The organism is Mycoplasma todarodis, assembly GCF_004335995.1.
In the GTDB taxonomy this organism is placed as follows: Bacteria; Bacillota_I; Bacilli_A; order Mycoplasmatales; family Metamycoplasmataceae; genus Mycoplasma_K; species Mycoplasma_K todarodis.
Genome location: NZ_PSZP01000031.1, coordinates 1 through 14,259 on the forward strand (window position 1 = coordinate 1; position 14,259 = coordinate 14,259).

15 protein-coding genes, 2 tRNA genes, 1 rRNA gene and 1 pseudogene are annotated in these 14,259 nt (G+C 31.1%); 6 read left to right on the top strand and 13 right to left on the bottom strand.

Annotated features, from left to right (window positions below; all coding sequences use genetic code 4):
• From rrf to C4B25_RS03500, 3 genes are all read right to left on the bottom strand, one after another.
• Positions 1-66: ribosomal RNA gene (gene rrf / locus C4B25_RS03490) — 5S ribosomal RNA — on the bottom strand; the annotation flags it as partial.
• A 227-nt stretch (positions 67-293) separates the two neighbouring features.
• Complete coding sequence (gene rpiB, locus C4B25_RS03495) at positions 294-731, bottom strand: ribose 5-phosphate isomerase B (RefSeq protein WP_131613661.1); 438 nt, start codon at positions 729-731, stop codon at positions 294-296.
• Between the two features lie 30 nt (positions 732-761).
• The gene (locus C4B25_RS03500; protein WP_131613662.1) at positions 762-1,247 is read right to left on the bottom strand and encodes an L-threonylcarbamoyladenylate synthase; all 486 of its coding nucleotides are present in this window, start codon (positions 1,245-1,247) and stop codon (positions 762-764) included.
• A 107-nt stretch (positions 1,248-1,354) separates the two neighbouring features.
• On the opposite strand from C4B25_RS03500, the gene prmC reads away from it, so the two are divergent.
• The 3 genes from prmC to C4B25_RS03515 all read left to right on the top strand — a co-directional run bounded on the left by prmC (position 1,355) and on the right by C4B25_RS03515 (position 2,903).
• A complete protein-coding gene (gene prmC, locus C4B25_RS03505; protein ID WP_246004295.1) occupies positions 1,355-2,059 on the top strand; it encodes a peptide chain release factor N(5)-glutamine methyltransferase in 705 nt (234 codons plus the stop codon).
• A 49-nt stretch (positions 2,060-2,108) separates the two neighbouring features.
• A tRNA-Trp gene (locus C4B25_RS03510) sits at positions 2,109-2,182 on the top strand.
• Positions 2,183-2,417: 235 nt separating this feature from the next.
• On the top strand, positions 2,418-2,903 hold the full coding sequence (locus C4B25_RS03515; RefSeq protein ID WP_131613663.1) for a hypothetical protein: 486 nt from the start codon (positions 2,418-2,420) through the stop codon (positions 2,901-2,903).
• A 10-nt stretch (positions 2,904-2,913) separates the two neighbouring features.
• Here the strand turns inward: C4B25_RS03515 and mutM are convergent, their stop codons facing one another.
• The 4 genes from mutM to tsaD are packed head-to-tail and all read right to left on the bottom strand — an operon-like array spanning position 2,914 to position 6,003.
• A complete protein-coding gene (gene mutM / locus C4B25_RS03520; RefSeq protein WP_131613664.1) occupies positions 2,914-3,741 on the bottom strand; it encodes a bifunctional DNA-formamidopyrimidine glycosylase/DNA-(apurinic or apyrimidinic site) lyase in 828 nt (275 codons plus the stop codon).
• Positions 3,742-3,755: 14 nt separating this feature from the next.
• On the bottom strand, positions 3,756-4,049 hold the full coding sequence (locus C4B25_RS03525) for a hypothetical protein (RefSeq protein WP_131613665.1): 294 nt from the start codon (positions 4,047-4,049) through the stop codon (positions 3,756-3,758).
• Positions 4,039-5,022 carry an alpha/beta hydrolase gene (locus C4B25_RS03530; RefSeq protein WP_131613666.1) on the bottom strand — a complete coding sequence of 328 codons (984 nt, stop codon included), beginning with the start codon at positions 5,020-5,022 and terminating at the stop codon, positions 4,039-4,041. The genes C4B25_RS03525 and C4B25_RS03530 overlap by 11 nt, the downstream gene beginning before the upstream one ends.
• 57 nt (positions 5,023-5,079) lie before the next feature.
• Positions 5,080-6,003: a tRNA (adenosine(37)-N6)-threonylcarbamoyltransferase complex transferase subunit TsaD gene (tsaD, locus tag C4B25_RS03535; protein WP_131613667.1), complete on the bottom strand. Its 924-nt coding sequence runs from the start codon at positions 6,001-6,003 to the stop codon at positions 5,080-5,082.
• 358 nt (positions 6,004-6,361) lie between these two features.
• On the opposite strand from tsaD, the pseudogene C4B25_RS03540 reads away from it, so the two are divergent.
• A pseudogene (locus C4B25_RS03540) lies at positions 6,362-7,212 on the top strand (M42 family peptidase).
• A 37-nt stretch (positions 7,213-7,249) separates the two neighbouring features.
• On the opposite strand, the gene C4B25_RS03545 reads toward C4B25_RS03540, so the two are convergent.
• The 5 genes from C4B25_RS03545 to C4B25_RS03565 form a co-directional block, all read right to left on the bottom strand.
• Entirely contained in the window at positions 7,250-8,041 is a 792-nt protein-coding gene (locus C4B25_RS03545; protein ID WP_131613668.1) for a YcsE-related riboflavin metabolism phosphatase, read from the bottom strand.
• Between the two features lie 67 nt (positions 8,042-8,108).
• A complete protein-coding gene (locus C4B25_RS03550) occupies positions 8,109-9,026 on the bottom strand; it encodes a DUF5378 family protein (RefSeq protein ID WP_131613669.1) in 918 nt (305 codons plus the stop codon).
• Positions 9,027-9,062: 36 nt separating this feature from the next.
• Positions 9,063-10,145, bottom strand: coding sequence for a peptide chain release factor 1 (gene prfA, locus C4B25_RS03555; protein ID WP_131613670.1), 1,083 nt, complete (start codon positions 10,143-10,145; stop codon positions 9,063-9,065).
• Between the two features lie 81 nt (positions 10,146-10,226).
• On the bottom strand, positions 10,227-11,378 hold the full coding sequence (locus C4B25_RS03560) for an aminotransferase class I/II-fold pyridoxal phosphate-dependent enzyme (protein ID WP_168380691.1): 1,152 nt from the start codon (positions 11,376-11,378) through the stop codon (positions 10,227-10,229).
• Between the two features lie 31 nt (positions 11,379-11,409).
• Positions 11,410-11,787, bottom strand: a complete 378-nt coding sequence (locus C4B25_RS03565; RefSeq protein ID WP_131613672.1) for a RidA family protein — start codon at positions 11,785-11,787, stop codon at positions 11,410-11,412.
• 198 nt (positions 11,788-11,985) lie between these two features.
• On the opposite strand from C4B25_RS03565, the gene C4B25_RS03570 reads away from it, so the two are divergent.
• Both C4B25_RS03570 and C4B25_RS03575 read left to right on the top strand, forming a co-directional pair.
• A complete protein-coding gene (locus C4B25_RS03570; protein ID WP_131613673.1) occupies positions 11,986-13,692 on the top strand; it encodes a hypothetical protein in 1,707 nt (568 codons plus the stop codon).
• Positions 13,685-14,116, top strand: coding sequence for a hypothetical protein (locus C4B25_RS03575; RefSeq protein WP_131613674.1), 432 nt, complete (start codon positions 13,685-13,687; stop codon positions 14,114-14,116). The genes C4B25_RS03570 and C4B25_RS03575 overlap by 8 nt, the downstream gene beginning before the upstream one ends.
• A gap of 52 nt (positions 14,117-14,168) precedes the next feature.
• Here the strand turns inward: C4B25_RS03575 and C4B25_RS03580 are convergent.
• A tRNA-Phe gene (locus C4B25_RS03580) sits at positions 14,169-14,244 on the bottom strand.
• Between the last annotated feature and the right edge of the window lie 15 nt (positions 14,245-14,259).

The window sequence follows — 14,259 nt, forward strand, 5'->3', positions numbered from 1 at the left end:
CGTTAACGGGCTTAACTGCTGAGTTCGGAATGGATTCAGGTGCGCCCCGTTGCTATAATCACCAAAAGTATTATACATAAATATTTAAGGTTTTTTCAAATTAATTTTAAAAAATAAGAAATTTTATTAAGCTAGTCAAAAATGGCGTAAAAAAAAGCGACTTTCTATTTTCACCTTACGGCTATCGTCGACGTTAACGGGCTTAACTGCTGAGTTCGGAATGGATTCAGGTGCGGTTTTTTCACTTTTTTTGAATTTTATTTTTTAATTTGGAAATTTGCATTAAAAAAGCGCTATTTACAGCACTTATCTAAAGTTTCAACTCTTTCTTGGTGTCTTCCACCTTCAAATGGTTCTGCAAGGAATGCATCAACCATCTCAATAGCTAATGCTTCATCAATCATTCTTTCACCCAATGAAATAACATTTGCATCATTGTGTTGTCTTGTTAATTTTGCATCTTCAACATCAAAGACTCTAGCGGCTCTAACACCTTTGAATCTATTTGCTGCTATAGAAATACCAATTCCTGATCCACATACAAGAACCCCAAAAGGTGCGGCACCTTCTGACATTTCTTTTCCTAGTTTTAAACCGTATGAAGCATAGTTAGCTCTTTCTGGTGAATCGCACCCCAAATCAACTACTTCATATCCTTTTTCAATAAGATGTTTTTCAACAGCTTTTTTTAATTTAAATCCTGCATGGTCTGATGCCATTAATATTTTCATTTTTACTCCTTTTAATTACACTCACTTTTTTTAACCTATTTTTATTCTAACATCCCCTTGTCTTATGATCGCCATATTACTGGCTCTAATAATTGTTGAACTTACATTTGTTCCAAATCCAAAATTATAATGTCTCTTAATTTCTGGGAATGTTTCAATAGCTTCTTTTAATTTTAATGTTGTGTGCCCACTTTTATTTGCACTTGTCATATATATAGGACCAACTTCATTCATAAGGTTAATTAACCCTTTGTTGTGTGGTATTCTTAAACCAACTTCTTCAAGCACGATTGTCACTTGACCTGGTCAATATTTTTGAGCGATGGCTTCCGCATTTTCATTTCACCCGGCAAAGGTTCTGGCTTCTGCTATGGAACTAACCATAACTACTAATTTCTTTTCTTCTGGCCTTTCTTTTATTTTCATAATCTTTCTTCTGTTAGATTCAGTCATTGGGGCTCCAATCCCTACTACTGTATCTGTTGTGGCGATAAATAATTCTTCATATCTTTTCATAATGTATTAATTATAAACTTAAATAGACTTTTTATTCTTATTGAAATGAAATTATATTCTAATATATAGTATTTTACAATTTGCTATCTTTGTTCTATAATTCCGATATGAAAAACAAATACTTAAAATACAAATACAAAGATGCCTTTTATAGGAAGTCAATGGACGAGATGATTGTTGAATCTCAAAGCGAACTAGAAAGACTAGAACAAGGCGTTCCTTTGCATAAAGTTTTAGGTTATATTGAGATGACTGATGTTGTTATAGATTTATCGAAAGATGTTTTAATTCCAAGATATGAAACTGAAGAATTAATACTTCTTGCAAAAGAATATATTACACAATCTTCTAAGGTGTTGGATTTATGTTCAGGTAGTGGTTATATTGGTTTAGCTATCAAGAAAATGACAGGAGCTAAAGTTACTGCTTCTGACATTTCAAAAGAAGCAATTTCTCAAATCGAAATTAATAAAAAGAAAAATAATTTAGATATTGAAGTTATTGAATCGGATTTATTCGAAAACATAAGCGGTAAGTTTGATGTTATTATCTCAAATCCACCATATATACCCCAAAACAACACCTTGAGTGAATCCGTTTTAAAATATGAACCTCACTTGGCATTGTTTGGAGGAGAGGACGGGAATGATTTATACAAAAGGATTGTTGCCAAATACAAAAACCACTTAAATCCTGGTGGAGTTATATTATTTGAAATATCAGAGGATAATGTAGATTTCTTAGCAAAACAAGGATTTAAGATCGTAAAAGATATCAATGGAAAGTCAAGGATTGCAATTAAATCTCAATAATATTGTGTTATCGGTTTAATATTGTTCTATTATTATTAATGGACACTATGGGAGTATAGTTTAGTGGTAAAACAACGGATTCCAAACCCGTTGATGTGGGTTCGATTCCTACTACTCTCGCCATATAATTAATTGTTACCATCAAAATGTTGCGCTATTGCAGCATTTTTATTTCACCCCGGAAAATATAGCATTCAACCCTCAAAATCGCCGCTTTTTTTATAGTATCATTTTATTACCCTAACTAAAACTAGGGTGGAATTTTTTGTCTTTTACATTCAACAAAATTGAAATATGTTATTGTATTGGAGTGTAATTTTATCTTACACAACCCAGCAATAAACGAGAAAAGAGGAATATGAAAAAAGATTATTTTAACAATGAAATATCTTACTCTGCACTCTTCATGTGAAAAATGGAGACAATGCATTTAGAATCAAGAAAAACCTTTCAAGAAGAATTCATTGTTGATGCTAAGAACATCAACTCTAGATTAAATAAGAATAAGATTTGCATTATTAACGCTATGGTTTTTGGGGAATTGATAACTAAAAAAAGTATTTCAGATTATTTGAAAAAAGATCCGGGTAATATCTCGAGATCTGTTGATGAACTTATTGCAAGTGGTGTTATCAGGAAAAATGTATTAAAGGTCGATGGCAAAGAAACAAAGATTCTTTCGTTGAACAAAAAATTCTATTCAAAATATATTGAAATGATTAATAAATACTTTGAGAGGGTATATATTAAGGACTTCATTCCAGCAATTGAAGAAATAGGAAAACAAATGAAAAACAAAAAAGTTGAAGGAATCGCCAAAACATTAAGAAAAATTAAAAAATAAGGTCTAGGCCTTATTTTTTAATTTGACATTTTGCACAAGTAACAGTTCCTCTTCCGTTTACCCTGCTTTTTTGTAATGTTGTTTTACACCTTAAACACTCTTGACCCGCTCGATCAAAAACTTTGAGGAATTTTTGAAACTCACCTGGTTTTCCATTAACCGAACCATAAGTTCTTATTGAAGAACCTCCGAGTTTAGTTGCATGGTCCATTATGGAAGCACCTATTTTTAAAATATCTTTAGCTTCTTTTAATGTTATTTTTGAAGCGGGTGTTTCTGGGTGTATCCTTGCTTCTCAAAGAGTTTCATCAACATAGATGTTACCGAATCCAATAACGTGGTGTTGATCCAACACAACAGTCTTAATTGCTCTTGAAGTTTTATTAAGACTTTTATGGAATTCTTCGGGTTCCAAATCTTGTGGTTCTTTTGCTAATTTATCAAGCGGTTTCATTTCTAAGTAATTAGATAAATACCTTAAATGCATAGTTCCAAACTTTCTAGAATCATTAAAATGCAATTCCGTTCCGTCCGTAAACTTAAAGATGATACCTGCATGCTTCGATATCTCATTCGGTTTATTATTGTAAAAATAATATGTACCTGTCATCCTCAAATGAGAAAGTATTATTGTTTCTTCAGATAATTTAAATACAATTCACTTACCTATATTTTCAACTACCTTAATAGTTTTTCCGATTACTTCTTTATTAAATTCACTTTCAGTGATTTCTTTCAACATTTTAGGAACAATGAAGTCAACGCTTTCAATAACTTTATTTGAAACAAGGGGATTTAACCCTTTAACCATTGTTCTTACCTCTGGCATTTCTGGCATAGTTCCCCCTTATTTTATTTCTCTTCTAATTCTTTAATTCTTTTTTCTAATGCTTCTATCTTTTGCATAGTTGCATCCACTTCTTTAGCAGATGAATCAACTTTTTTTCACATAAATAAAGCAACTGATCACATAAATACGTAGTAAATTGCTCCAGCTATTCATGCTCATACTTGATAAAGATTTAAATAAGAGAATTTCTCACCTAAACATAACATCGCTATCATTCCAATTAATGGAATGATATTTGCAAGTATTCCAAATACATAAATATGCTTTTTGGTAAATTTAAATATTTTACTTTTCACTTTCGACCTCCTTTATAAATTTTTTTAATCTTTCAACTCATTCTTTTTGAATATTTTTATCAGTCAACTTCCTTACATGTTGTGCTTTTTCAACTTCGAATTTATTAAATTCAACACGTTCTTTATCGAACATCTTTTTTATCCTTTGATATTCGCTTCAAATTACAACATCATCACTCTTTGAGTGGATTAATAATTTTGGCATATCAAATCAATTTCTAATATCTTTTTTACCGACAGATCCTTTTCAAAGATTAATTCCAAATGTTAATAATCAAATTTTCACAAATGGATAAAGTGCACTAGATAATCACCAAGGTAAATTATGTCTCCCCATACCTGTTATTGCAGGAATTCTAAAATTCATATATCCGGCTTCTGAAACAATAAATTTTATAGGTGTAAATTTTCTATATTGTTTTACTCAATTAAATACTGTCGCTCCACCCATTGATTCACCATGTAAACCAATTTCTTGTGTTTTATACTTCTTAACTAAATCTAAATATATTTCTTGAACTAATCGCGGTTCTTTATAACCAAGAGTACATTTTCCCAGTTTCGCATTAGAAGATCATCCTCTCCCATCAAATGCAATAGCGTTATATCCCATGTCATTTCAAATTTTTGCATATTTGTACATTCTTTTACGTGAGTTATACATTCCATGGACTAGAATTACAAATTTATCATTTGATTTTTTTCCTCATATTTCATATTCAACCAACTCATTATCAATCGTAGTCAACTCTTCAACAATCATAGGGCCATTCTTGATGTATTTATGAAGATCAAACAATGTTGAGACGCCTTTTGCATCATCTTCAATAATCTCACTTGAATCATATGATTTTGGATTAGCCATATTCTTTGCAGTTAAAAAAGAAAGAATTAAAGCCACGATCAATAATATGGGTATTACAACCATGATAATTATCAATATGGTTGTGTAAATTTTCTCAGAAAGTTTCATACAACAATTTTAACACCTATTAATAAAAGGGAAAATAAAAAAGTATTCTATTGAATACTATTTTCCATATAGGATTTCTGCTGTTTTTGCAATCATCCCACCATTATCTGTGGCGTATTTTAGATTAGGTATTATTGCATTGTTATGTAATTTAAGGAATTCCTCTCTTACTTTAGAGTTAGCTGAAACTCCACCAGCTAAAACTATACATTTTGGATTATATCTTTCAATAGCCATCTTTGTTTTGTTCATTAATGAAGTAACAGCTGCCACTTGGAATGCTGCTGCTATCTCCTGTTTATTAATTTCATTGCCTTTTTGAGTATTATTATGAATGTAATTTATAACATGTGATTTAAGCCCTGAGAAGGAAAGGTCTAGTGTATTGTCGTTCATTGGAATTGGGAATTTTAATGTAGGTTCGTAACCTTTTGCCAATTTATCAATATGCGGACCACCTGGATATCCAAGTTCTAATTTTCTAGCTACTTTATCATATGTTTCCCCAACAGCATCATCTTGAGTTTGTCCAACTATTTGGATATCTTCCGGAGAATTAGCCAACATAATTTGTGAGTGCCCTCCAGAAACAACTAATGCTATTGCTGGGTAAGATATTTCATGATCAATAGCACTTGAGAAAATATGCCCTGTCAAGTGGTTTATTGGTTTAATTTCAACATCTAATGCAAAAGCGATACCATGTGCCAATAATGAACCCATGTGTAAAGCTCCAATTAGTCCTGGTTCTTTTGTGTATGCAACCATATCAATATCTTCAATAGTAACTTGTTTCCTAACTTCCTCGAGAACCGTAGCAACGTTCATTGCATGTTCTCTAGATGCGATTTCCGGAACAACTCCACCGAATTTTGCGTGTTCTTCGATTTGTGAGTAAGTTACCATTGCTTTAATATTGCCATTTTCAATAACTGCAATTGATGTATCATCGTGAGATGTTTCTATTCCTAATATTTTCATATATTTATTATATACATTACTCATTATTTTTTACTAAGTTAGTTATTAAAGAATTTTGTTAGTTTTATTTATCATGCTTACCTTCAAAAATAAATTAGTTTTTATGAAAAAGTTTTATAATTAAGGAAGTTAAATTAACAAACTACTTAAGGAGAATAAAATGAGCGTTAAAAAGAACGATAAAGAATTATGAGAATTACTAGAATCTTACCTTTCAATTGAAGGTATGTCTAGATATGAAGATCAAGTAGCAGCAGCTTTAAAAGAAAACACTAAAGAAGCTGGATTTGAATATTCAAGAGACGGAATGGGTTCATTAATCATGAATAAAAAAGGAAATGCAAATGGTCCTAAAATCATGGTTGCTGCACACATGGATGAAGTTGGGTACTTAGTACAAGACATCCAAAAAAATGGTCAAATTAGATTATCAATGGTTGGTGGTGTTTGATCACATACAGTAGTTGGTCAATCAGCAAGACTTATCAACTCAGAAGGTAAAGTATTTAGAGGAGTATTTGGACACACTTCAATTCACATCCTTGAAAGACCAAAAGTTGAAAAAACAATGAAACTAAAAGAAATGTTTGTTGACTGTGGTTTCACTTCTAAAAAAGAAGTAGAAGAAGCAGGAATTGAACCTGGAGATAGAGTTTACATGGAAGCTAACAACTTTAGAATGGGTAAAGACTTCGTAGTTGGTAAAGCTATGGATAACCGTGCTGGAGTTACAATTATTGATCAAGTTGTGTAGTTGGAACAGTTCAAGAAGAAGTTGGAACACGTGGTGCTAAAACATCAGTTTCAAAAATTAAACCAGATGTTGCTATTGCTATTGATACATGTGCATCACACGATACATATGGAGCTATTGCAGGTATTCAAGAACTTGGAAAAGGAATTGCTATCCGTGTTAAAGATGGTGGAACAATGATGGATCCTAAATTAGTTAAATTCATCTACGACCTTTCTAAAAAACACAATATCCCTTGTTATAAATTTGTTGCTCAAGGTGGAGGAACAGATGCTGCTGAATTACAATATGGTGAAGGTGGAGTTGCAACAATTACTCTTTCAATCCCTCAACGTTACCTACACTCACCACACGGTGTTTGTCACTTAACAGATATTAAAGCTGGTATCGACTTAATCGTTGAATTTGTTAAAGCATTTAACGAAGAAGCATATTCTTCAATTCAATATAAATAAGAATTAAAAAAAGAAACCTTTAATAAGGTTCTTTTTTTTATAAAATTTTCATTTCTTTTAACTTGGTTATTGTTGCAAAGTCAGCTGCTTTACCACATGTATCTTTAGCAATAGCTTTTAACTCATCATTAGCTATTTCCATAGCTACACCATAACCAACTTCAGCAAGCATTTCTTTATCATTATTACCATCACCGAAAGCCACAATTTCCGACATATCAACATTAATCATTTTCCCTAATCTTTTAAGTCCTGTTGCTTTATTCACTCCCATGGGCCCAACAAACATACCTTGTGGTCATGTAGTATTTACTTCAATTTGAGTTAATGTCTTAACAAAGTCAAGAACTTTTTGTTGTTCTTCAACATCAGCTGTTCTAACTGTAATTTGGTGGATATCTTCTTTTTCTACATCTTCATCCACAAGAGGTTTAATTAAATTATAAAATTGATCTCAGAATCAATTACCTTGATAACTTCCTTTATCCCTAAAGAAAACTGAGTTTTGAGTGATTACACTCAAGTTAATATTGTTGTCTTCACAATACTTTTTAAGAACTTTATATTCAGAGAATGGCACAACTTGTTCTCAAAGAGTTTCTTTCTTTTTCATGTCATAAATAAATGTTCCATTCGCTCCTAAGAAATAATCAACGTTTGGAGTATTAATCATTTTATTTATAGTAATAAATTCTCTACCTGTAACAAATGCAGTTATGTAACCCGCCTTTTTAAGTTCTTCAAACATCTTTAATATTTCAGGCGCCAATTCAATATCTCCATGCGGAAGTATTGTTCCATCAATATCAAAAGCAATTAATTTATACAAAATACACTCTCCTTTATATTAATATTCTATATAAAAAAACATGCATTCAAGCATGTATTGTAAAACTCTATTCTTTGTTTTTGTCAGTTTCTCCATTAGTTGAAACTGCTTTTTTGTTATTCTTTTTAAATTTTCCAAAGAATTTTTGTCATTTATAATGCTTATTTTCAAAGTTAATAAAATACCAAGAAAGAACTATAAACACAACACCGAAAGAGTAAAGTAATATAATTCCACTTATGGTTTTAGCAACCGATGTTGCCCCATGAGTTTGCGCTGGTCATATTATGGAACCGATTTGGTAAAAGACACCTTTATAGTTACCAACTTGAATTCAATCATTTATCCATAGTCCTGCCACATCATTTCTTATACCTGTGCTTGCCATGATGATAGCAATATAAATCATGAATGAAAAACTTCAGATATATAAAAGAATGACATTCTTTCACGTAATTTTTTTACACATAATTAACAATAATATACCTTGAACTATTAAAATCAGGTGAGTCATAAATCATAAATAATTATCAAGAGTTTCCGCTGGATTTATGTACGATACAGTAGTTTTGAAAAACAAGAAAGAAAATAAATTTTCTGTATTTGAATTCATTATTATAGCTATCATATTCATTACACCGCCAAACAATGCAATTATTCCAATACTAGGACCAAAATTATTTCTAAATCTTTTAAAGTAAGAACCAATAGCAATAGTCATAGTCACCATGGGACAAACATTAGTCATAAAAATATTTTGAAAAAGCATACTTTTGGCAATACTTCCTTCAAACCCTCGAGATGATTGGACAATATAAGGAATATATCTTGCCCCAACGAAATAAGCTATTCAAACAGTATTGAAAATAATTCAAAATGTTTTCTTCTCCAAGACTTTACGGAGTTTATCTTTTTTAAATATTAATATAGACACTAAAATTATGCAAATTGAAACTGCAACCAATCCATTGATGTGTTGTTTCATGTTACCTCCTTTTTAAATCCATATAAAAAAACGAGATTAAATTCCCGCCTCTTTGATTTTTTCAGCTTGTTCTTCAGCAAGTAATGCTTCGATAACTGGGTTTAAATCACCTTCGATGATTTTATTTAGTGATGAAGAGTTGAATCCAACACGGTGGTCAGTAACTCTATTTTGTGGATAGTTGTAAGTTCTGATTTTTTCAGATCTTGCTCCTGAACCTGCAAGTTTACGGAATTGACCTTCTGCTTCTTGTTTTTCTTTAACTTGTTTATCAAATAGTTTTGTTTTTAGAACTTGCATAGCTAATTCTTTATTTTCAATTTGAGAACGTCCATCTTGACATGTAACAACAATATTAGTTGCTAAGTGTGTAATACGTACGGCTGAGTCAGTTGTGTTAACTGATTGACCACCAGCACCTGAAGAACGATAAGTATCAATCTTAATATCTCCTGTTTTGATTTCAATAGGGACTGAAGCATCAGCTTCTGGCATAACCATTACAGTAACTGTTGAAGTATGAACTCTACCTTGTGTTTCAGTAGTTGGTATACGTTGAACACGGTGAACACCAGATTCATATTTAAGTTTTGAATATGCTTTTTCACCATTCACTTGGAATGTGATTTGAGAGAATCCTCCAGCATCAGCTGCATTTGAATCAAGAACTTTTCATTTCATTGAGTTTGCATCTGCTCATTTTGAATACATTCTAAATAAATCTCCAGCAAAAATATTTGCTTCATCTCCACCAGCAGCTCCACGGATTTCAACAATAACGTTTTTGTCATCGTTTTCATCTTTAGGTAATAATAAGATTTTTAATTCGTCTGCTAGTGCTGGCATTTTTGCTTCCGCTTCTTTAATTTCAGCTTTTGCGAACTCAATCATTTCAGGATCTGTTTCCATACCTAACATTTCTTTTGAGTCTTTTACTGTTGCTTCAAGTTCTAGAAAGACATTAAATGCATTGTAAACATCCTCTATTGTTTTAAATTCTCTTGTCACCTTTGTATATTTTTTTATATCTCCCGCTACTTCTGGTGTGTTTAATTGAGCTGTTAGCTCTTCTGCTTTTGTTTTTATTGATAATAGTGATTCGTACATTGATTTTTCCATAGTGTGTTAATTATATTAAAAAAGTAGAAATAAACAAGTAAATACTTATATTTATATAAAAATAAATATTAAAAAACGCCATTATGCAGCGTTATTTTTTGAACTTTCAATTGTATCCAATACTCTTTCTAGTCTACGAATTAGTTTTGCCATATCTTCATCAGAAATACCAATATTAATTCTAGCCCATCCACGATATGCTTCTCCATATTGATCACCCAATGTTATGTGTAGGTTATTCTTTCTTAGTAATTTATCGAGAGCTTCTTTTTCAATGAACTCTCCAGAACCTATTTTTGCCCAAATTAAGAATGTTGAGTTTGAAGCTGAATGCTCAATATCATTCTCTCTTAAGAAATACATCAATCTATTTCTTTGTAACTGTAATTTTGGTTTGAATTTTTCATCTAATCACTTTTCACTTAATTCGTTTGTATAAACTGTTTGCACGATATTTTGTGTAATTGCGTTACTTGAAGAATAATGGAAATGACTAATTGATTGGTCGTTAATCTCTCCATGAATTTCTTTATTAGGAATTATGATGTGCCCGAATTGCATCCCGCCCATATTGAAAGTTTTTGCAGGAGAAGAGATAGAAATTATTTTCCTTCAAATGTTTTTATACTTAACGATTGGATTAAACCCTTCCTCAAAAATTAAATCCTGTCATATTTCATCAGCGATAATTAACACATCATACTTTTTAGCTAATTCTAAAATCTTTAAAATATCTTCTTCTTTTCAAACATTACCTGTGGGGTTATGGGGATTACAAAAAAGAAATACAGAATTCACTTTGAATTTTTCTTCCAAGTCCTTGAAATCAATGGTAAATACATTGTTTTTAAAGACTAATGGTGATTTTACAACCTTCCTATTACATTCTTTTATAACATCAATAAATGGATTGTAAACAGGTGGTTGAATAATGATACCATCACCCTCTTTTGTGTAGGAATGTATTGCAACTTGTATTCAGTAAATTACACCATTACCAACACAAATATTTTCATTACTTATATCAATGTTAAATCTCTTTGAATATCATTGAGAAATTGATTCCTTGAAATCTTTTTCTAAAAATGTATATGAAAGATCTCCCTTGTCGAGCATTTTATCGATATTACTTTTTACGACACTCGGAAATGCAAAATCAGTGTCAGCTAAAGTTAATGCAAGACATTCTTTATCCTTGATGGGACTATATCTTCTGCATTTATGGTTATCCATTCTTGTTTTTTTAATATTTTGTAATTCCATATTAACCTATGTAAGCAATCGCTTCAATTTCAATATCTACACCTTTTGGTAATTTTGAAACTTCATAACAAACCCTTGCAGGTTTATGTTCCCCAAAGAATTCTCCGTAAACTTCATTAACTTTTCCAAACTCATCAATATTTGTTATTAAAACTGATACTTTAACAATATTATTGATATTTCCACCCGCAGCTTCAACAATATTCTTAATATTTGTTAAAGACATCAAGGCTTGATCTTTAATTGTTCCTTCAACACATTTCATTGTTTTTGGATCGAATGGTAATTGTCCTGAAATGTAAAGTGTTTTATCGACTTGTATTGCTTGTGAATATGGACCTACAGCAGCAGGTGCATTTTTTGTATTTATAATTTTCATGTTAAACCTCTTTCTAATGAATTATATGGTTTTATATCAAAAAAATATTTTATATATAAAAAACATAACATAACACTTTAGTTGTCATTGCGTTGCTTTCCTCGTATAAGCAAAAGAATATTTTAGACTTCAAAATTCGATTCGCTTGTAATTCATAAATATAAATGTATAATTCTGTAAGAAAAAAGGAGATACTAAATGAAAAAAATCTTAGATAACAAACGCTTCCCTTATGCAATAATTTCTTTCTTTTCATTGTTAACATTAATACCCGCAGGATTTCTTATTGTAATAACATTGAAGCAATTACGCGCAACAGGTTTCAATGGTATAACGCCACAAGAATTAGAAGCAATATTGAATAAAAAAATAACTGATTGAGTAATTTTATTCCCATTTATTGTTGGTTTAATTGTTTGAACAACTACAGCCACATTAACAGTTCATTACGTTTCTAAAAATAGAATTGGAATGGGATTTGGGGTACTTACCCTTCTACTTGGTGGTGTTGGACTGCATTTGATTGGTTGAGCCGTAAAAGAAATTACCGATCATTTCAGAAGCAAAAAACAAAAAGGTGTCAAATTTAAGCATGGTGTACATTTCTTATTAGGATCACTAGTATTAATGTTCTTCATACCTTTGACTACAACATTTTATTCTAAAAAAGTTGTAGCTCCTGTTGAAGGCCATTCAATAGCAATGTCGCTCGATAGAAAGAACCCCAACATAATTGAAATATTCTCTGATGGTTTATTCAGAAGAGCTCATGTATATCCAATGTCACAATCACAAGATTTAAAGGATTTCACAATATATAATAAATATATGACAGTAAGTGGGAGTACTTATTCTACAATCCCTTCAATATGAGGTGATTTTGAAAAATATAACATTTATAAAATTCAACAAGATAACCCAGAAGAAAAAGATTATGTTTCATTAGTTCAAAGAAAAACATTCATGGAAACATTCATGAGACACATGACACAAGAAACAGATCCAAATGGTATTTATGAAAATAACACAAATATAATAAATCCAATCAATATTACAAATAAAGAAGGTTACACAGTTAATACCTCAGGTTCATCAAGAGAAATTATGAGACGTCAACCTAAATGAAACGTTACAAACTGATCTGGTGCAAGAGACTCTCTTGGATTCGGTATTAGTAAATATTCTCCCGATGCTGCTTCATACAGATGATTAAATAGAAATATGCATGCATCAAAAGATGGACAACCAGCAAGAATATTTATCACTGACTTAATTACTCATCCACCAATGATGAATAAAGCGGATGGAAGCTTTACAACTGGTGCGGAAGTTAGAACTGATCAATGAAAACTTGTAAGAAGTAACTTAATAAACTTAACAAAAGCTTTAAAGAAAATTAAAGATCCAAAAACTGGAATTACAGCATACGATAATACAATGATCATAATGTATGGTGATCATAAAGATCATAGATATCCAGTTAAAAATAAAACAGGATTAGACAACTATGCAGTTGAAGGTGAATCACTGTTAGTAATGAAATACCCTTTCCAACAACAACAAGCTGCAAATATAAGTAATAGAGTCGTTTACAGTCCTCAAATAAATGCAATTATGAAAGACTTCATAGAAAATAAAAATCCAGACTTTATTAAAACTAATAATATGTTTGCACCAAACTCAGCTCACTGAGCATTTAGTGATGATGGAGACTTATATCAAGTTAAATACGGTAAAAACAAAAACTACAATTCTTCTTGAAGTGATAAAGAGAGTTGAGAACATTTAGAGCCAAAAGAATCTCTTAACCCTGTTCTTGAAAAAGATGGAAGTTACAAAGTAATTCCAAGAGCAAAAATAAAAGATATTTTAAGCGCACTTTCTAAGGAGGTATATCATGTCTAGAATAACATTTTTAAATTTAGGAATTTCAATCGTATATTCTTTCATATTCTTAGTTCTATATAATACTGGAATTGTATATGCTACATCCCTTACAATGGCCAACTTAAGATATTTAATGATAATACCCCTTGTACTTGTTATATGAGTTCTAAGCATTGGTTTTATGATTAAAGCAAAAGAGAAAAATGACTTACTTATAATATCTTTAAAAGTTATCTCAATTGTATTTATGTTAGCTATTTCTCTACAATTATTCTTCGTTCCAAATATTTTTATAACCTTTACAACAAGTTTCCAAATATTTTTACATGTTATGGATGCATTAATTCTATTGGTTATTGTTATACTTCAAATCATTTCTAATAAGAGACAAAAAGAATCCGCAAAAGAGGATTCCCAAATAGAAGATATTGAAAAGGCATAAGCCTTTTTTTATATGAATTTTTGCGTAAAAAAACATCCTGTTTGGGATGATATGGTGGCTTCGGCAGGAATCGAACCAGCGACACACGGAGCTTCAATCCGTTGCTCTACCGACTGAGCTACAAAGCCATATGGCGGTCCAGA